The 19281-nt window shown below is 63.2% G+C and carries 14 protein-coding genes; 6 read left to right on the forward strand and 8 right to left on the reverse strand.

Going from position 1 to position 19281, the window contains the following annotated elements:
• Window positions 1-19: 19 nt before the first annotated feature.
• Window positions 20-4153 carry a DUF3683 domain-containing protein gene (locus tag ACYVNQ_RS23970; protein WP_460905219.1) on the reverse strand — a complete coding sequence of 1378 codons (4134 nt, stop codon included), beginning with the start codon at window positions 4151-4153 and terminating at the stop codon, window positions 20-22.
• Window positions 4154-4710: 557 nt separating this feature from the next.
• Between ACYVNQ_RS23970 and ilvA the strand changes: the two genes are divergently transcribed.
• From ilvA to queF, 3 genes are read left to right on the forward strand one after another with little or no spacing between them, the layout of a single operon-like run.
• Complete coding sequence (ilvA, locus tag ACYVNQ_RS23975; RefSeq protein ID WP_460905221.1) at window positions 4711-6234, forward strand: threonine ammonia-lyase, biosynthetic; 1524 nt, start codon at window positions 4711-4713, stop codon at window positions 6232-6234.
• A gap of 26 nt (window positions 6235-6260) precedes the next feature.
• A complete protein-coding gene (locus ACYVNQ_RS23980; RefSeq protein WP_460905223.1) occupies window positions 6261-7163 on the forward strand; it encodes a 5'-nucleotidase in 903 nt (300 codons plus the stop codon).
• Window positions 7160-7984: an NADPH-dependent 7-cyano-7-deazaguanine reductase QueF gene (queF, locus tag ACYVNQ_RS23985; RefSeq protein WP_460905225.1), complete on the forward strand. Its 825-nt coding sequence runs from the start codon at window positions 7160-7162 to the stop codon at window positions 7982-7984. Before ACYVNQ_RS23980 ends, queF begins: the two co-directional genes overlap by 4 nt.
• A 249-nt stretch (window positions 7985-8233) precedes the next feature.
• Here queF and ACYVNQ_RS23990 read toward each other — a convergent pair whose 3' ends face one another.
• Complete coding sequence (locus tag ACYVNQ_RS23990; RefSeq protein WP_460905227.1) at window positions 8234-9394, reverse strand: NAD-dependent formate dehydrogenase; 1161 nt, start codon at window positions 9392-9394, stop codon at window positions 8234-8236.
• Between the two features lie 404 nt (window positions 9395-9798).
• Here ACYVNQ_RS23990 and ACYVNQ_RS23995 point away from each other — a divergent pair, with 404 nt between their 5' ends.
• A complete protein-coding gene (locus ACYVNQ_RS23995; protein WP_460905229.1) occupies window positions 9799-10731 on the forward strand; it encodes a helix-turn-helix domain-containing protein in 933 nt (310 codons plus the stop codon).
• Between the two features lie 50 nt (window positions 10732-10781).
• Here ACYVNQ_RS23995 and ACYVNQ_RS24000 read toward each other — a convergent pair whose 3' ends face one another.
• Genes ACYVNQ_RS24000 through ACYVNQ_RS24010 form a run of 3 tightly spaced genes read right to left on the reverse strand, consistent with a single transcriptional unit; the run spans window position 10782 to window position 13583 of the window.
• A complete protein-coding gene (locus ACYVNQ_RS24000; protein ID WP_460905231.1) occupies window positions 10782-11168 on the reverse strand; it encodes a RidA family protein in 387 nt (128 codons plus the stop codon).
• A gap of 33 nt (window positions 11169-11201) precedes the next feature.
• Entirely contained in the window at window positions 11202-12689 is a 1488-nt protein-coding gene (locus tag ACYVNQ_RS24005) for an N-acyl-D-amino-acid deacylase family protein (protein WP_460905233.1), read from the reverse strand.
• A gap of 3 nt (window positions 12690-12692) precedes the next feature.
• Window positions 12693-13583, reverse strand: a complete 891-nt coding sequence (locus tag ACYVNQ_RS24010; protein WP_460905235.1) for a MurR/RpiR family transcriptional regulator — start codon at window positions 13581-13583, stop codon at window positions 12693-12695.
• Between the two features lie 121 nt (window positions 13584-13704).
• Here ACYVNQ_RS24010 and ACYVNQ_RS24015 point away from each other — a divergent pair, with 121 nt between their 5' ends.
• The gene (locus ACYVNQ_RS24015; RefSeq protein WP_460905237.1) at window positions 13705-14982 is read left to right on the forward strand and encodes an amino acid deaminase; all 1278 of its coding nucleotides are present in this window, start codon (window positions 13705-13707) and stop codon (window positions 14980-14982) included.
• A gap of 170 nt (window positions 14983-15152) precedes the next feature.
• On the opposite strand, the gene ACYVNQ_RS24020 is transcribed toward ACYVNQ_RS24015, so the two are convergent.
• The gene (locus ACYVNQ_RS24020) at window positions 15153-15638 is read right to left on the reverse strand and encodes a MarR family winged helix-turn-helix transcriptional regulator (protein ID WP_460905239.1); all 486 of its coding nucleotides are present in this window, start codon (window positions 15636-15638) and stop codon (window positions 15153-15155) included.
• A 27-nt stretch (window positions 15639-15665) separates the two neighbouring features.
• On the reverse strand, window positions 15666-17261 hold the full coding sequence (locus tag ACYVNQ_RS24025) for an MFS transporter (protein WP_460905241.1): 1596 nt from the start codon (window positions 17259-17261) through the stop codon (window positions 15666-15668).
• Between the two features lie 129 nt (window positions 17262-17390).
• Here ACYVNQ_RS24025 and ACYVNQ_RS24030 point away from each other — a divergent pair, with 129 nt between their 5' ends.
• Window positions 17391-18227 (forward strand): EcsC family protein, encoded by an 837-nt coding sequence (locus ACYVNQ_RS24030; protein ID WP_460905243.1) that lies wholly within the window; start codon window positions 17391-17393, stop codon window positions 18225-18227.
• Here ACYVNQ_RS24030 and ACYVNQ_RS24035 read toward each other — a convergent pair.
• Entirely contained in the window at window positions 18197-19156 is a 960-nt protein-coding gene (locus ACYVNQ_RS24035) for an alpha/beta hydrolase (RefSeq protein WP_460905245.1), read from the reverse strand. The genes ACYVNQ_RS24030 and ACYVNQ_RS24035 overlap by 31 nt on opposite strands.
• Window positions 19157-19281 lie beyond the last annotated feature (125 nt).

Here is a 19281-nt window from a genome sequence, read left to right on the forward strand (position 1 = left end):
GAAACCGTTTATCGTGCCATTAGACCAGCACGCGCTCGATTCCGCCATTGTTCGCGCGCTGGACGTAATCGGCCATCCAGTTCTCGCCGAGCAGATAGCGAGCGATTTCGACGACGATATAGTCCGCTTCGATGTTCGCGTCTTCGTTGTAACGGGACAGGCCTTGCAGGCAGGACGGGCAGCTGGTCAGGATTTTCACGTCCGGGTTGCCGCCGCTTGCAGCACCGTTTGCTGCACCGTTTGCGCTGCCGCCAGGCTGCGGACCGTCGCCTGCCTTCAGCACCGAACCGGGCGCAGCGCCCGCTGCACCAGCCGCTGCATTGGCCATGTTGATCGCGTTGGAACCGGCCTCGCCAACCAGCGGAATGCCGCGCAGCTTCGCCGCGCCCTTGCGGATTTCCTCTTCCTTGCGAAAGCGCACCTGGGTCGACACGTCCGGCCGCGTCACCGCCAGCGTGCCCGACTCGCCGCAGCACCGGTCGTTCTTCTCGATCTTGTAGCCGTCTTTTTCGGAACCCATCAGCTGATTGACCAGCTTGACCGGATCCATCGTCTTGATCGGCGTATGGCACGGGTCGTGGTACATGTAGCGCGTACCCGTCACGCCGTCGAGCTTGATGTCCTTCTCCAGCAGAAACTCGTGGATATCGATGATCCGGCAGCCCGGAAAGATCTTGTCGAATTCATAACCGGCCAGCTGGTCGTAACAGGTGCCGCACGACACGACCACCGTCTTGATGTCCAGATAGTTCAGCGTATTGGCCATGCGGTGGAACAGCACGCGGTTATCGGTGACGATCTTTTCGGCCTTGTCGTACTGGCCGGAGCCGCGCTGCGGATATCCGCAGCACAGGTAGCCCGGCGGCAGCACGGTCTGCACGCCCGCTTCCCACAACATCGCCTGGGTCGCGAGACCGACCTGCGAGAACAACCGCTCGGAGCCGCAGCCCGGGAAGTAGAACACCGCTTCCGAATCGACGCTGGTCGTCTTCGGATTGCGGATGATCGGCACGATCTTGTTGTCTTCGATGTCGAGCAGTGCGCGCGCCGTCTTCTTCGGCAGGTTGCCCGGCATCTTCTTGTTCATGAAGTGGATCACCTGCTCGACGACCGGCGGCTTGCCGGTGGTCGCAGGCGGATGCGCGGTCTGCTTCCTCGCAAACTTCTTCAGCACGTCGTTGCCGAAGCGCTGCGCCTTGTAGCCGACGCCCATCATCGCGGTGCGCGCGAGGTTGATGGTCTGCGGATTGGTCGCGTTCAGGAAGAACATGCCGGCCGCGTTGCCCGCGTTGAACTTCTTCTTGCCCATCTTGCGCAGCAGGTTGCGCATGTTCATCGTGACGTCGCCGAAGTCGATGTTCACCGGGCACGGCGTTGCGCACTTGTGGCACACCGTGCAGTGATCGGCGACGTCGTTGAATTCGTCCCAATGCTTGATCGACACGCCGCGGCGCGTCTGCTCTTCGTACAGGAACGCTTCGACCAGCAGCGAAGTAGCCAGAATCTTGTTGCGCGGGCTGTACAGCAGGTTCGCGCGCGGCACGTGGGTCGCGCACACCGGCTTGCACTTGCCGCAGCGCAGACAGTCCTTCACCGAATCGGCAATCGCGCCGATATCGGACTGCTGCATGATCAGCGATTCGTAGCCCATCAAGCCGAAGCTCGGCGTGTACGCGTTGCGCAGATCGGCGCCTTCGAGCAGCTTGCCGGCATTGAAGCGGCCATGCGGATCGACGCGCTGCTTGTAGGCGCGGAACTCGGCGAGCTCGTCTTCGGTAAGAAACTCGAGCTTCGTGATGCCGATACCGTGCTCGCCGGAAATCACGCCATCGAGCGAACGCGCGAGGCGCATGATGCGCGCCACCGCGGTGTGCGCGTCCTGCAGCATCTCGTAGTTATCGGAGTTGACGGGGATGTTGGTGTGCACGTTGCCATCGCCCGCGTGCATATGCAACGCGACAAACACGCGGCCGCGCAAGACCCGTTTGTGAATTGCCTGCGCTTCTTCGAGGATCGGCTTGAACTCGCCGCCGTTGAAGATCTGCCGCAATTCGGCGCGAATCTCCTGCTTCCACGACACGCGCACCGTGCGGTCTTGCGCGACGTGGAATACGGTCACGCCCGGCTGCTCGTCGACGCGATCCGCGAATTTCTCCGCGAGCCCCGCGTAGCCAAGCCCGACCAGATAGTGCTGCGCCTCGCGCAGCGACAGGTCGAGCCGGTCGCGCAGGAACTCCCAGCGTGCGCGCACCTGCTTGAGCAGATCGAGCGCGTGCTGCACGCGGTCTTCGAGCAGCTCGGCGCTCGGAATCTCGTTGGCGTCGTCGCTCTTGCCGAGCGGCAGCTTGCCGGCGCGGAAGAACGCCTCGAGCGCATCGACCAGTTGCAGCTTGTTCTTGATCGACAACTCGATGTTGATGCGCTCGATACCGTCGGTGTATTCACCCATCCGGTTGAGCGGAATCACGACGTCTTCGTTGATCTTGAACGCGTTCGTGTGCTTGGCGATCGCCGCGGTGCGGCTACGGTCGAGCCAGAAGCGCTTGCGCGCCTCCGCGCTAACGGCAACAAAGCCTTCGCCGCTCTTGCCGTTGGCCATGCGCACGACTTCCGACGTTGCTGCGGCAACCGCATCGGCATCGTCGCCGACGATATCGCCGATCAACACCATCTTCGGGAAAGCATTGCGCTTGGACTTGGTCGCGTAACCGACCGCGCGCAGATAGCGCTCGTCCAGATGCTCGAGGCCGGCGAGAATCGCACCGCCCTGCCGCGACGTCTCGAACAGATAGTCCTTGATCTCGACGATGCTCGGAATCGCCTCGCGCGCCTGGCCGAAGAACTCGAGGCAGACGGTACGCGTATGCGCCGGCATCTTGTGCAGCACCCATCGCGCGGACGTGATCAGCCCATCGCAGCCTTCTTTCTGCACGCCCGGCAGGCCCGCGAGGAATTTATCGGTAACGTCCTTGCCGAGACCTTCCTTGCGGAAGCGCCGCCCTTCGATGTCGAGCGCTTCGGTGCGCAGCAGCTTCTCGCCCGGCGCGTATTCGCCGTCGAACCACTTCAGTTCGAAACGCGCGACCGGGATATCGTGAATCTTGCCGAGGTTGTGCTCGAGCCGCGTGACTTCGAGCCAGTTGCCTTCCGGATCGACCATCCGCCACCAGGCGAGGTTATCCAGCGCGGTGCCCCACAGCACCGCCTTCTTGCCGCCCGCGTTCATCGCGACGTTGCCGCCGATGCACGATGCGTCGAGCGAGGTCGGATCGACCGCGAACACATAACCCGCCTGCTCCGCGGCTTCGGTCACGCGCCGCGTGACCACACCGGCGCCGGAGAAAATCGTCGGCACTTTGCGTTCGAGACCGGGCAGATCGGTCAGTTCGACCGCGCCAAGCTGCTCCAGCTTCTCGGTATTGATCACCGCGGAGAACGGCGTGAGCGGCACTGCGCCGCCGGTATAGCCCGTGCCGCCGCCACGCGGAATCACGGTCAGCCCGAGTTCGAAGCACGCCTTTATCAGGCCGGCGATCTCGGCCTCGCTATCCGGCGTCAACACCACAAACGGATACTCGACACGCCAGTCGGTCGCATCGGTCACGTGCGACACGCGCGACAGACCATCGAAACGGATGTTGTCCTTCTGCGTACGCCGGCCCAGTTCGCGCATCGCACGGCGGCGCAACTCGGCGGCCTGCTCGAACTCCTGCGCGAACGCATCGACCGCGCGGCGCGCCGCAGCAACCAGCGTTTCGACCCGTGCGGCGCGATCCACGCCAGCGTCATCGCGATGCGCGGTCAAATCGGCGCGGCGGCGCTTTTCGATCTCGGCAAGACGGTGGTTCAGCGCTTCGATCAGCAGCGCGCGGCGCTTCGGATTGTCCAGCAGGTCATCCTGCAGATACGGGTTGCGGCGCACCACCCAGATATCGCCGAGCACTTCGTACAGCATGCGCGCCGAGCGGCCGGTGCGGCGCTCGTTGCGCAGTTCGTCGAGAGCGGCCCAGGCATCGGCGCCCAGCAGCCGGATCACGATCTCGCGATCGGAAAACGACGTGTAGTTGTAAGGGATTTCGCGCAAGCGCGGAGCGGGATCGGTAGCCACCGCGTGAGCGGCGCCGTGCGGATCGAAAACTTGAGGTGCGTTCATAATGGACGACTCGGTGGGACAGCCCGGCCGCGCTGCTATCGATAGATGAGGCGACGCCGGCTGACGATGCGCGTGGGGCGCAATGCTGGGAATTCTTCTCTTGGCGAAGCCTTGACCGGCGGACGCATGCACGCCGGCCGCTTCGCAGCGCTCAGATGTCGCTACACGATCGTGCGTGCCGCACGTGCCGCTGCGCCGCGGGACGGGACTCACGCGGGGCGGGCATCAAATGGGCGATCCGAGGCTGCCAGTGCATCTGCCGATCCTTACTCCAAAACGCGATTCTACCGCATCATCCTTGTGCGCGTTGACGCTACCGTGACGGTGCAATGGGCATTTTTGCCTATTAGAGGTGAATCGTTCGAGCGCCGCAAACTTCGAAATTGAAGCAAAAGGAAGCAAACTGACGCAAATTGTCTAACCGGACGGTCGGCTTGACGCGCATCCGCTGCATGGCCGATTCTGCGCGTCCGGCGAAGCCCAGTGGCCAGCGCGCGGACGGTTGGCGCTAAAATCGCTCTTTTCCCGTCCCGCATCGCGCATCGAGTGTCCATCGCATGGCTTCCCACGACTACCTGAAGAAAATCCTCACCGCGCGCGTCTACGACGTCGCCCGGGAGACCGAACTCGAACCTGCGCGGAATCTGTCCGCACGGCTGCGCAATGCGATTTACCTGAAGCGCGAAGACAACCAGCCGGTGTTCTCGTTCAAGGTGCGCGGCGCGTACAACAAGATGGCGCACATTCCAGCGGACGCGCTGTCGCGCGGCGTGATCACCGCGTCGGCGGGCAACCATGCGCAAGGCGTCGCGCTGTCGGCGGCCAAGCTCGGCGTGAAGGCGATCATCGTGGTGCCGGTCACCACGCCGCAAGTGAAAGTGGACGCGGTGCGCGCGCACGGCGGGCCGACGGTCGAGGTGGTGCAGTCCGGCGAATCGTATAGCGACGCGTACGCGCATGCGATGAAGCTGCAGGAAGAACACGATATGACCTTCGTGCACCCGTTCGACGATCCTTACGTGATCGCCGGCCAGGGCACGATCGCAATGGAACTGCTGCGCCAGCATCAAGGCCCGATTCACGCGATCTTCGTGCCGATCGGCGGCGGCGGGCTCGCGGCCGGCATCGCCGCGTATGTGAAAGCGGTGCGGCCGGAGATCAAGGTGATCGGCGTGCAAACCGACGATTCCTGCGCGATGGCGCAATCGCTGAAAGCCGGCAAGCGCGTCACGTTGAACGAAGTCGGGCTGTTTTCGGACGGCACCGCGGTCAAACTGGTGGGCGAAGAGACCTTCCGGCTGTGCCAGGAATATCTGGACGAAGTGCTGACCGTCGATACCGATGCGCTGTGCGCCGCGATCAAGGACGTGTTCCAGGATACGCGCAGCGTGCTCGAACCGGCCGGCTCGCTGGCGGTGGCGGGCGCAAAGCAATATGCGCAACGCGAAGGCATCGAGAACCAGACGCTGGTCGCGGTCACCTCCGGCGCGAACATGAACTTCGACCGCATGCGTTTCGTCGCCGAGCGCGCCGAAGTGGGCGAAGCGCGCGAAGCGGTGTTCGCGGTCACGATTCCGGAAGAGCGCGGCAGCTTCAAGCGCTTCTGCGAACTGATCGGCACGCGCAGCGTCACCGAGTTCAATTACCGGATCGCCGACGCGAACTCGGCGCATATCTTCGTCGGCGTGCAGATCAAGAGCCGCGACGAATCCGCGAAAATCGCCGGCTCGCTGGAAGCGCACGGTTTCGCGACGGTCGATTTAACCGGCGACGAACTGTCGAAGCAGCACATCCGCTATATGGTCGGCGGCCGCTCGCCGCTCGCGCACGATGAGCGGCTGTTCCGCTTCGAGTTTCCGGAGCGCCCGGGCGCGCTGATGAAATTCCTGTCGTCGATGGCGCCGGACTGGAATATCAGCCTGTTCCACTACCGGAATCAGGGCGCGGACTACAGCTCGATTCTGGTCGGCGTCCAGGTGCCGCGTTCCGACGACAGCGAATTCGCGCGCTTCCTCAACACGCTCGGCTACCCGTACTGGGAAGAAAGCACCAATCCGGTCTACAAGCTGTTCCTCGGCTAAAAGACCTAAGCGGAAACCACGGCACCATGGCCTTCACACTCGAAGACAAGCTGGTAGTAGCGATTTCATCGCGCGCGCTGTTCGACTTCGAGGACGAGAACCGCGTGTACGAGCAAGGCGACCTGCAAGCGTATGAAGCGCTGCAGCGCTCGCGGCTCGACGTGCCGGCCAAACCCGGCGTCGCGTTTCCGCTGATCCGCAAGCTGCTGGCGCTCAATGCTGGCGAGCGGCGCGTCGAAGTGGTGATTCTGTCGCGCAGCGATCCGATCAGCGGATTGCGCGCGTTCAGTTCGGCGCGTGAGCATGGTCTGGCGATCGAACGCGGCGTGTTCACGCGTGGGCGCGCGCCGTTCGGCTATCTGCATCCGCTGAACGCGTCGCTGTTTTTATCGGCGAATCGCGACGATGTGCGCGACGCGCTCGCCGCCGGCTTTCCCGCCGCACGCGTGCTACCCGAATCGCCGCGCATGGCGAGCACGTATCCGAACGAAATCCGCATCGCGTTCGACGGCGACGCGGTGCTGTTTTCCGACGAAGCCGAGCGCGTGTTCCAGAAAGACGGCCTGCAGGCCTTCGTCGGCCACGAAACCGACAACCGCAACCTGCCGCTCGCCGACGGCCCATTGAAACCGCTGCTCGAAGCGCTGCACCGTCTGCAGAAACTCGCGGACGGCGCCGCACCGATGCACATTCGCACCGCGCTCGTCACCGCGCGCTCGGCGCCGGCACACGAGCGCGCGATCCGCACGCTGATGGCATGGAACATCGAGATCGACGAAGCGATGTTCCTCGGCGGCCTCGACAAAGGCGCGTTTCTGCGCGAGTTCGAGCCCGACTTTTTCTTCGACGACCAGCTTCGCTACTGCGAATCGGCCCGCTTCGTTACCGCGATCGGGCATGTGGACAGTGGCATCGTGAACGCAACATGACACCCGACCAATCACCGCTTGGCAAAGCCACCGCTTATACCGAGCAATACGACGCAACGCTGCTGTTTCCGATCGCGCGGCGCAATGCGCGCGAGCAGATCGGCATCGTCGCGCAGTTGCCGTTCTTCGGCACCGACATCTGGAACGCGTATGAGTTGTCGTGGCTCACGCCGCGGGGCAAACCGCAGATCGCGATCGCGACGTTCTACGTGCCGGCCGATTCGCCGAATATCGTCGAGTCGAAATCGTTCAAGCTTTATCTCGGCTCGTTCGCGCAGACGCGCTTCGATTCCATCGATGCCGTGCGCGATACGATCAAGCGCGACGTGTCGGCGTGTTGCGGCGCGACCGTGTCGGTGCACCTCACCGCGCCGATGGATTTCGGCAAGCTCGGGCTCGAGGAATTCGAAGGTTTGTCGCTCGACCGGCTCGATCTGGACACCGACGTCTATGCGCCCGATGCATCACTGCTGAAAGCAGCAACCAATGAAGCGCCGGTCGAAGAAACCTTGTACTCGAATCTGCTGAAATCGAACTGCCCGGTGACCGGGCAACCGGATTGGGGCAGCGTGCAGATTCATTACGTCGGCCCGCAGATCGATCAGGCCGCGCTGCTGCGCTACATCATCTCGTACCGCACGCATACGGGCTTTCACGAGCAGTGCGTCGAGAAGATGTTTATCGATATCCTGAAGGCTTGCCAGCCGGTGAAGCTCGCGATCTACGCGCGCTACACGCGGCGCGGCGGGCTCGATATCAATCCGTTCCGCACCAACTACAACTCGCCGATGCCGGACAATCTGCGCACCGCGCGGCAGTAACTTCGGCACGCAACTTCGCCGCGGCGCAAAGGCGCCGGTTCGGACTCCATCGATACCGGCGCAGGGACACCCCGCGTGCCGCTCTCCCCTGCGCCAGCCGTTCCCCATAAGCCCGAACCGGCCGACATAGAGTCGCATGGCGCACAGGCAAACGAAAGCGGCGCCGTCCGAAATGCCCGCAGGCGATTTCCGAATCGACGCCGGATAAAACGCCAGGCGCGGCCTCCGCCGCGACCCGGTTCAGCCGAATCAATCGAGCTTGTACGAACCTGCACCCGTACCTGCCAGATTGCCGCCATCGACAATCAGATATTCCGGACGGATCGGCTTCTTGCCGAAGAAGCATTGCAGGATTTCGTGCGTGCCGGCCGCGTAGCGATGTTGCGCCGACAACGACGTACCGGACGTATGCGGCGTCATCCCTTCATACGGCATGCGGCGCCACGGGTGATCGACCGGTGCCGGTTGCGGATACCACACGTCGCCGGCATAACCGGCGAGCTTGCCCGATTCCAGCGCACGCACTACCGCATCGCGATCGCACAGCTTGCCGCGCGCAGTGTTGATCAGGTAGCTGCCGCGTTTGACGAGGTCGAACATCTTGTCGTCGAACAGGTGTTCGGTCGACGGGTACAGCGGCATCTGCAGGTTGATGATGTCGCACACCTTGACCAGCGATTGCGGCGTTTCGTGATACGTGACGTTCAGCTCTTTCTCGATCTCCGGCGACAGACGGTGCGGATCGTAGTAATGCAGATGCACGTCGAACGGCTTCATCCGGCGCAGCACGGCGAGACCGATACGGCCTGCCGCGAGCGTGCCGAAGTGCATGCCTTCGACGTCGTAGCTGTGGCTCACGCAATCGGCGATGTTCCAGCCGCCGTTCTGCGCGAACTGGTGCGACGGCAGGTAGTTGCGCACCAGTGCCAGCGTCATCATCACGACGTGTTCGGACACGCTGATACTGTTCGAGAACGTCACTTCCGCGACGGTCACGCCATGCGCAGCAGCGGCCTTCAGATCGACGTGGTCCGAGCCGATGCCGGCGGTCACGGCAAGCTTGAGCTTCTTCGCCTTCGCGATACGCTCGGCGCTCAGATAAGCCGGCCAGAACGGCTGCGAAATCACGATGTCCGCGTCAGGCAGATGACGATCGAATGTGGAATCGACGCCGTCCTTGTCGCTCGTCACGATCAGTTCGTGGCCGTTGCTTTCCAGATACTTGCGCAGGCCGAGTTCACCCGACACGCAGCCGAGCAGTTCGCCCGGTTTGAAACCAAGCGGGCCTTCCGGCGACGGCACGGTTTGCCCGTTCGGGTAGCCCTTGATTTCGGGAATGCTGTCGCGTGCATATTTCGGCGGATAGCCAGTAACGGGGTCCGGATACAGCACGCAGAGAATTTTTGCCATGATCGTCTCCTGAGGTCAGATAGCTCGTCGATGCGATGAACTATGTGGCCAGTCTGACCGCCAGACCGCGCCCAGAGATTTCGGAATCGCACGGTGCGCGTGGCGGTACCCGGCGCACCTTTCGATTCGGAAAACTGATCGGTTCATGCGTGCACCGAATAGGCACGCGAGACTTACGAACTGGCAGCATGCTCACTTCTTTGCGCATTTTCATGCGTACCGTTATATTCTGCCGTATATTTCGGTTCGAAGACGCCGCTCGCGGATTCAGGCGCGAGATCGCGACCCTTTGGTAGTGGAGGCATCACACGCGTTGCATCGATATGATGCGGCGCAGCGCTCTATGCAGCGCGAATGCGCAACCCATCGCGAGCGTGTGACGATCGCAGTGCAGGAGACTGTTCATGCAGACCGACGTTTGCCGCGTCAATGCGCGGCGCGCCCCCGTTTCGCTGCAAAGCGTACTTGCCGACGAGCACGCGTGGCGCGAGATTCCGCATCGCACAAACCGCAGCCCGGAAGAGGATGTGGTGATCGGCTATTGGGCCGATGATCGCGAGGCACGCCGGGAAATGATCGCGCCGATGTCGGCGGAGCATTACACGATCAGTATTCTGCTCGGCAAGGCGTCGGTGGATTGCTACAAAAATGGGCGTCTGCTCGATCGGGGCACGGGTGGGCCGGGCGGTGTGCAACTCACGGCGCCCGGTGAACGGGTGATGTGCAGCTTTCGCGGCGCGAATGAAGCGGTGCATATTTTTGTGCCGCGCGATGTCGTCGAATCGGAGTTTGTCGGGCTGCGCGGGGAAAGCTCGGCGTTACAGCTCGAAGATCCCGCGTTTCGCGTCGACCCTGTGCTGGTTTCCACCGCCAAGTTGCTTGCGGCTACGCGCGGCAAGCGGGATCAGGCCGATGTATGGGCGGCGCGCGGGCTGTTTCATGAAATTCTCGGGCACGTGCTGTCGCGTTACGCACACGAGTGCGCGCCTGCAGCATCGACGCAAGGACTTGCGCCGCAACGCGTGCGGCGCGCGATCGACTATATCGAAGCGAATCTCGGCGAGCCGATCACGCTACACGATGTGGCGCGGCATGTCGGTTTGAGCCGGATGCATTTTGCCGCGCAGTTCAGGCTTGCAACCGGGTGCACGCCGCACGCTTTCTTGCGGAACCGCCGGATTGAACGCGCCAAGACGTTGCTGATGAACGACATGGCGATCGTCGATGTCGCGCTTGCGGTGGGATTTCAGGGGCAGGCGCATTTCACGACCGTGTTTCGTGAACTGGATGGTCTGACGCCGAAGCGGTGGCTCGAGGTGAACCGGAGGGGGGCGTAGCTGTGGATCCGCCCGATAAAGCGACGGCTTTGCGCCGTCGCTTTATCAGATCACTTCTGCGGCGCCTTATACGCCACACAATCCACTTCCACCTTGCAGTCGATCACCATACTCGACACCACACAAGCGCGCGCCGGCGGATGCTCGCCAAAGTACTCGCGAAACACCTTGTTGAACGAAGCAAAATCGCGCGGATCGTCGAGCCACACCCCACAGCGCACCACATGCTCCGCGCCGTACCCCGCTTCCTTCAGAATCGCGAACACGTTCTGCAGCGCCTTATGCGACTGATCGACAATCCCGCCGTTGACCACCTCACCGTTTTCCATCGGCGTCTGGCCGGAAACATAAAGCCAGCCATCCGCCTCGACAGCGCGCGCAAACGGCATATGCTGACCGCCGGTCCCTTTACCGCCTTCCACTCCATATCGCTTCATCGTTTGCTCCCTGTCACGTAGTCAGATCGAGTTTCAAAAATCGCGCGGCGCGTCGTCGCCCGTTGCGGGCCGCGCGCCGCGCGCCACGAATTGCCCGGCGCGCTGGCCGGTCGGCGCGCCGTCGCGATACGACAGCACCCCATTCACCCATACTGCGTCGATGCCATCGGCCGCCTGCTGCGGCTGATCGAAGGTGGCCGCATCGCGCACCTTCGCCGGATCGAACAGCACGAGATCCGCGTGATAGCCCACGTGGATCTCGCCACGCTGCGTCAAGCCGAAACGGCGCGCGGACAAACCCGTCATCTTGCGCACTGCCTCTTGCAGCGAAATCAGCTGCTGATCGCGCGCGTAATGCCCCAGCACGCGCGGAAATGCTCCCCACAACCGCGGATGCGGCAGCGGATCGTTCGGCAAGCCATCGGAGCCGATCATCGTCGCCGGATGCGACAGGATGCGCCGCACGTCGTCTTCGGACATGTTGTGATATACCGCGCCCGCCGGCTGCAGACGCTGCGCGGCTTCCTGCTGCGTGACGCCCCATTCGCTCGCGATATCGCGAATCAGCTTGCCGGCCACTTCCGGATGCGGCGTCGACCATGTGATCGTGATATCGATGTCGCCCGTCACCTGCTTCACCGCAAGCGTCGACGAGCTGCGGTCGTATGGATAGCAATCGCAGCCGATCGGCTGCAAACGCCGCGCGCCTTCCAGCGATTCGAGCACTTGCGCGCTGCGCCCCCAGTTCGACGGCCCCGCGCATTTCAGATGCGAGATCACCACCGGTACATGCGCATGACGGCCGATCCGGTACGCTTCGTCCATTGCGTCGAGAATCGCGTCGAACTCGGTGCGCATATGCGTCGTGTAAAGCGCGCCTGCAGCGGCAAGCGGTTCGGCCAGCGCCATCACTTCTTCAGTCGACGATGCGATCGCCGAGCCGTACGCGAGGCCCGTGCTCAAACCAAGCGCGCCATGCGCAAGCGCTTCTTCCAGTTGCACACGCATCTGCGCGACTTCGCCTTGGGTCGCCGCGCGATCGAGCCGGTCCATCTGGTTGTTGCGCAGCGCCGTGTGCCCGATCAACGCAGCCACATTCACCGCAGGCTGTGCGGCATTCACCGCATCCACATACGCAGCGAACGTCGGATAGCTGAACGCATCGCGCGCACCGAGCAGATTCATCGGATCGGGCGGATCGCCCTTCAGCGTGACCGGCGAAGCGCTGATCCCACAGTTGCCGACGATCACCGTCGTCACGCCCTGCGAGATCTTCGGCAGCATCTGCGGTGCGCGGATCACATGCGTGTCGTCATGCGTGTGCACGTCGATGAAGCCCGGCGCGAGCGCGCGCCCGTTCGCCTCGATCACTTCTTCAGCCAGCCAGTTCGACAGATTGCCGATTGCCGCGATGCGCCCCTGGCGCAATGCGATGTCGCGCTCGACGGGCGGTGCACCGGTGCCGTCGTACAGTTGCACGCCGACGATCAGCGTATCGGCAGCCTCGGGATGCGAATGCATGGATCAGTCTCCTATCGGTTGACGGTCGCCGCCGCCGCGATGCGCGTCGAGCGCATGCTTCATGCGGCGCAGCAGTTCGCGGCTTTCGTCGCCCTGGCTGACCGCAAGCTCGGTAACGAGCACGTCGAGCGCCATCAGCATCGCGTAACGCGACGACGACGGCTTGTAGATGAAATCGGTTTCGAATGCGACGATCGGAATCAGCCAGTCGGCAAGCTTCGCGAGCGGCGAAGCGGGCGCGGTCAGCGCGATCAGCGTCGCGCCATAACTGCGCGCAAGGCGACAGCTTTCGACCAGTTCCGGCACGCGGCCCGTCACCGATAACGCGATCATCACGCAATCGCGCGACACGGTGCTCGCCACCATCCGCTGCAGCAGGCCATCCTGATACGTTGCGACCGGCCGCCCAAGCCGCACGAGCCGAAAGCGCATCTCGTCGGCCAGCGCGCTCGAGCCGCCGCCCATACCGTACACGTAAATCATGCGCGCTTCGCGCAACGCCGCGGCCGCTTCGACCAGCGGTGCCTGCAGCAACAACTGATGGTTATGCGTGAGCGCGGTGCGCAGTTCATCGAACACCCGTGTCGCGATCGGACCCGGCTCTGTACTCGGCACACCGCCTTGCAAAAACCGCTGCCCGACCGCTGCGGCTTGCGCAAGCCGCAGCTTCAGCTCACGCACATCGCGGCAGCCAACTGTCTTCGCAAATCGCGTGACCGTCGCGACACTCACCTCTGCACGCTGCGCAATCTCGCCGATGCTCGCATGCGAGGCGCCGGTTAGATCGTCGAGAATCAGCGCGGCCACCTTGCGCTCGGCCGAACGCAACTCGGGCGCGCATTCGGCGATGCGCGCGACGATATCGAAGCTAAGCGGTTCGGCGCTCAAATTCATCACAATTGGCAAGGATCAGTCACAGCGCTGGTACTAAATAACATTTCGCCGAACATCCTACTTTCGGTAACATACGCAAGTCAAATCGCTTCGATATAACCGGACGATGGAGCCGCATGCGATGAAAGTTACAAACTATCAGGGCCCGACAATCGACCCGTCCAGCAAGGGCCTCGGCAACGTGCCGGGCACCAGCATCCAGCTGACGGACGCGGGACGTCTCGAATGGAATCTGCTCGATGAAGACGTCAGCCTGCCCGCCGCCGTGCTGTATGAAGAGCGCATCCAGCACAACCTGAAATGGATGCAGGCCTTCGTCAACGAATACCAGCTGAAGCTCGCGCCGCACGGCAAGACCACGATGGCGCCGCAGCTGTTTCGTCGCCAGCTCGAAACCGGCGCGTGGGGTATCACGCTCGCCACCGCGCATCAGGTGCGCGCCGCGTATCACGGCGGCGTATCGCGCGTGCTGATGGCCAATCAGCTGGTCGGCAAACGCAACATGCTGATGGTCGCGGAACTGCTGAGCGATCCGGATTTCGAGTTCTATTGCCTCGTCGATTCGGTCGCGGGCGTGGAACAGTTGGGCACGTTTTTCGGCTCGCTACGCAAGCAACTGAATGTGCTGATCGAGCTCGGTGTACCGGGTGGACGCACCGGCGTGCGCGACGGCGCGCAACTGGGCGCCGTGCTCGAGGCGATCGCGCGCTTTCCCGATTCGCTGCAGCTGGCCGGCATCGAACTATATGAAGGCGTGTTGAAGGAAGAACACGAAGTGCGCGCGTTTCTGCGCGGCGCGGTCGCGACCACGCGCGCTCTGCTCGAAGCGAAGCGCTTTGCACGCACGCCGGCGATTCTGTCGGGCGCCGGCTCCGCGTGGTACGACGTGGTCGCCGAAGAATTCGCGCAGGCCGGCGACGCCAGCCAGATCGAGCTGGTGCTGCGCCCCGGCTGCTATCTGACGCATGACGTCGGCGTCTATCGCAAGGCGCAGAACGACATCCTCGCGCGCAATCCGGTGGCGAAGAAAATGGGCGAAGGCCTGTTGCCTGCGCTGCAGCTATGGGCGTACGTGCAGTCGATTCCGGAACCGGACCGCGCGATCATCGGCTTCGGCAAACGCGATGCGGCCTTCGATGCGGGCTTGCCCGAACCGGCGCGTCACTATCGTCCGGGCAGCACGGCGCCGCGCGAGCTCTCGCCGGCCGACCAGTGGGAAATATTCGGGCTGATGGATCAGCACGCGTATATGCGGATTCCGGCGGGCGCGGATCTGCAAGTCGGCGACATGATCGCGTTCGACATCTCGCATCCGTGCCTGACCTTCGACAAATGGCGTCAGCTGCTGGTTGTCGATCCGTCGTATCGCGTGACGGAAGTGATCGAAACTTATTTCTGAGATGGGAGGAAGCGGCCGCTCAGCGATCCGCTTCGTTCGATGACCGCGGCGCCATAGCCGCGGCCTGTATGACACGCCGCTCGGCTCGGCCTGACTCGGCTCAACGCACTTCAGCTCGACTCACGTCGGTTCGACGCAACCCAGTTCAACCCAGCTCGGTTCGACTCAGCTCAACGGTCGGTGTTATCCGCATCGACTACCGGCGCGCTGCGCAACGTCACACCCGCCGTGGCCACTTCGCCAATACGCGTCTCAAGCATACCGAGCGCGCTCGACAACGCCGCCAGCGCCTCATCCGGCAGACCTTCCATCGACTCATGCAGAAACGCGTTGCGGCTCGGCAAGCTCGCTTCGATCGCCGCTCGCCCTGCCGCCGTCAAACGCACGTTGGTCACACGGTTGTCGCGCGTGTCCATACTGCGCTCGATCCAGCCCAGCGCTTCGAGCGACTTCAACTGCCGCGTCAGCGCGCCCGGATCGACGCGCAGACGCTCGACCAGACGCTTCTGCGACGACTCGCCGTCCTGCTCGTACAGCGCCAGCATGATGCGCCAGCGCGGCATCGGATGCCCGACCTGCGCCTCGAACGCGGACATGAATGCCCGGTAGGTGCGGCCGAACTGGTGAAGGATGGCAATGCGGTCCTGTTCTTCCATAATCTCGGGTCAAGCCAAAGTCGAAAATCAGTCTGCGGCAACAGCCGGCTCGATCTTGCGCGTCAGCTTCACCGGCGGCACGCGCCGGCAATGCCAGATCGATATGAGTGCAACCACCGTCGCAATCGCCAGGCCCAGATGGATCGCGCCGACCAGCGATTCGCGTGCGGCTTCGAGCAGCGCCGCGCCATTGTGGCCTGCGCGCGCAAGCTGATCGAGCAAGGCTGCCTGCGCGCCATGATCGATCAGAATCTGCGGATCGCCAAGCTGCGCGAACCAGTGGCTTGCATGCTCGTGGTCCAGCGCGCCGCGCACGCCGCCCGTGTACATCTGCGTGACCAGCGTGCCGGTAATCGCGGTGCCGATCATGCCGCCGATCATGCGCAGCGATTGCAACAGCGCAGTCGCAATGCCCAGATGCTCACGGCCGGCGGTCTGCTGCGCGAACACGGTCAGGTTCGGCAGCACGAAGCCGAGCCCGAGACCGGCGAGCGCCATCAACAACATCATCAGCCCATGCGGCATCGAACGTGTGGACACTGCCGAACCGATGCATGCAACCGCGAGCATCGCGAAGCCGATATACAGCATCAGGTTCGGATTGCGGATGCGCGACACGACGCGCCCGTTGGCGATACTGCCGACCGTAATGAACACGACAAGCGGCGTAATCACGATGCCGGCTTCATTCGGCGACATGCCAAAGCCGCCCTGATACAGCAGCGGCGCATAGAAAATAATCGAGAACATCGAGAAGCCGGCCAGCACCGCCAGCGCGAACAGACCTGACAGGCTGCGGTTGCGGAACATATCGACCGGCAGGATCGCCTGCGGGAAACGCTTTTCCCATTGCCACAGCGCATACGCGGACGCGACGCAAACCACCACCAGCGCGACGACCGACAACGACAAGCCTTGCTTCGGCAACATTTCGACGAACAGTTGCATCGAACCCAGCGCAACCGCGATCAGCACCGCGCCGGGCCAGTCGAGACGCATCTTGCCCTCGTGCACCACCTGGCGCAGATGCGGCAGATAGCGCCACACGAAAAACAGCGACAACAGCCCGACCGGCAGATTCACATAGAACACCGAGCGCCAGCCGGCGTACTGCGTCAGAAACCCGCCAAGCGACGGCCCGACCGCATTCGCGATGCCGAACAGCGTGCTCATCAGCACCTGCCAGCGCAGGCGTACGACAGGGTCTGGGAACAGATCGGGAATGCACGCGAACGCGGTGCCGACCAGCATGCCGCCGCCGATACCCTGCAAGCCGCGCGCGATCACGAGGAACAGCATGCTGTGCGCCGCACCGCATAACACCGAGGCGCCGGTAAACAGAACGATCGACGCGATCACGAACGGCTTGCGCCCGTAGTAGTCGCCGAGCCGGCCGAACACCGGCACCATGATCACCGAGGTCAGCAGATACGACGTGGCGACCCACGCATACAACTCGAAGCCTTTCAGATCGGCGACGATGGTGGGCAGCGCCGTGCCGACGACGGTCTGATCGAGCGCGACCAGCATGGACACGAACGAGATCCCCAGCATCGCGAGCAGGGACTCGCGAAACGGTAAAACTTGCCCGCTTGAATGATGGGCGGCGGTGTGAGAGGCCATGTTTGTTGATACAACAGTTGACGAGTCAACGGTACGGAATCATAGCATGCGGCCGGGCTCTAAACTTGCACCTGAATCACGTGAATCCGCTGCGGCCCGCAGCGTCACCGGTCTGCTTCGAGGAGCTTCATGGACACCCTTTCTGAAGAAGGACAAGCACTGTCGGCCGACGATCTGATCGTGCTGCAGCGTGCGAAACACGAACTGGAGAGCCCGGCGTTCGCGATGAAGCTGGCGAGCATCGTCGGTGCGCCGCTCGAAAAGCTGCTGGCGCGGATGCCGACGGTGGCCAACGACAAGGTGAACGACGCGACCCAGGCAGCGTTGCGCAAATGCCTGTCGATTGCACTTCGCACGCTCGGCCGCGCGGTGCCGCTCGCGGCCAACGAAAACCGGCCGAGTAACCTGCTGCACAAGTTCGCGGTAGCGACGACCGGCGCCGCCGGCGGTGCGTTCGGCCTGTTCGCATTACCGGTCGAACTGCCGGTCACCACCACGCTGATGTTCCGCTCGATCTGCGACATCGCGCGCAGCGAAGGCGAGGATCTGACGTCGATCGATACGCAGTTGCAATGTCTGACGGTGCTCGGCATGGGCAGCGCGTCGAAATCCGACGACGACGCCGACTACGGCTACTTCATCATGCGCGGCGCGCTGGCGCAGGCCGTTTCGAAGGCTTCATCGGAGATTGCCGCGAAGGGCTTCACATCGCACGGCTCGGCGGCGCTGCTGCGTCTGTTGAACACGATCGCGTCGCGCTTTTCGGTGCAGGTCAGCGAGCAGGTGGCGGCCAAATCGATTCCCGCGCTTGGCGCGGTGCTCGGCGCGATGGTCAACACCGTCTTTATCGATCACTTCCAGCAGGTCGCGCATGGCCACTTCACCGTGCGCCGGCTCGAGCGCCGCTACGGCACCGATGCCGTGCGAATCGCGTATCAGGCGATCGATATCGGGCTTGAACGCTGAGCCGCCGTGCTCGTCGCGGTGATGCGCTGCGTGAAGCGTGCCGCGTCGTCGAGCGCGCGACGCGCTTCGGGCAGGAACGGCACCCATAGCGGCCACACGTGAGGCATCTTCGGCCAGATTTCAAACTCGACCTGGACGCCGGTCTTATGCGCACGCTCGGCGACGCGGCGCGCATCGTCGAGTAGCACTTCGGTGCTGCCCGCCTGGATGAACAGCGGCGGCAGACCGTGCAGATCGGCGTAGCAAGGCGATGCATATGGATGCGTAGCGGGCGTATCGCCGAGATAAAGACGCGCGGCGCGGCCTATCGATGCGCCGCTAAACATCGGGTCCACGCCATCGTTGATCTTGATCGACGCGCCGGTCGCGGCAAGATCCGTCCATGGTGAGAACAGCAGTGCGCCGGCGGGCAGCGCGGTGCCCGCGTCGCGCAACGCGACCAGCGTCGCCAGCGCGAGGCCGCCGCCGGCCGAGTCGCCTGCCAATACGATCGATTCGGGCGATACGCCGTCTGCGATCAACTGGCGATAGGCAGCAAGCGCATCGTCGAGCGCCGCAGGAAAACGATGCTCGGGCGCGAGGCGGTAATCAAGCGAGAAGACACGCGCACCGGCGCGGGTGGCGAGGCCGAACGTCAATGACCGGTGGGTTTGCGGCGAGCAGAAGTAATAGCCGCCGCCATGGAAGTAGAGAATCGTTACTGCAGAACCGGACGCCCCACCGCCCTTGCGCTCGAGCCACTCGCCGCGCAACGGCAGTGCACTGTCGTCGTACTGCTCACGCAGTTGCCAGCCCGACGGGACCTTCGGCGACCAGCCGCGCTTTGCGGTCATCGCCCGCGCCCGTTCGACGCTCACCTGCGTGTGTTGGGTCTGTGGCAAGAATCGCCGACGCAGGATCCAGCAAGCCACCGCACTCTGCCAGCTCATCGACACACGCTCCATCAACGGTCATTGCCGCATGGTACGTGGGTTCACGGCCAACGCCGTTGAGAATGAGTTCTAGAAGTGCAACGCAGGCGCGTCTTTTGAAGCCGACCGCACGAAGCGCGACG

It is taken from the genome of Paraburkholderia jirisanensis, from assembly GCF_054782355.1.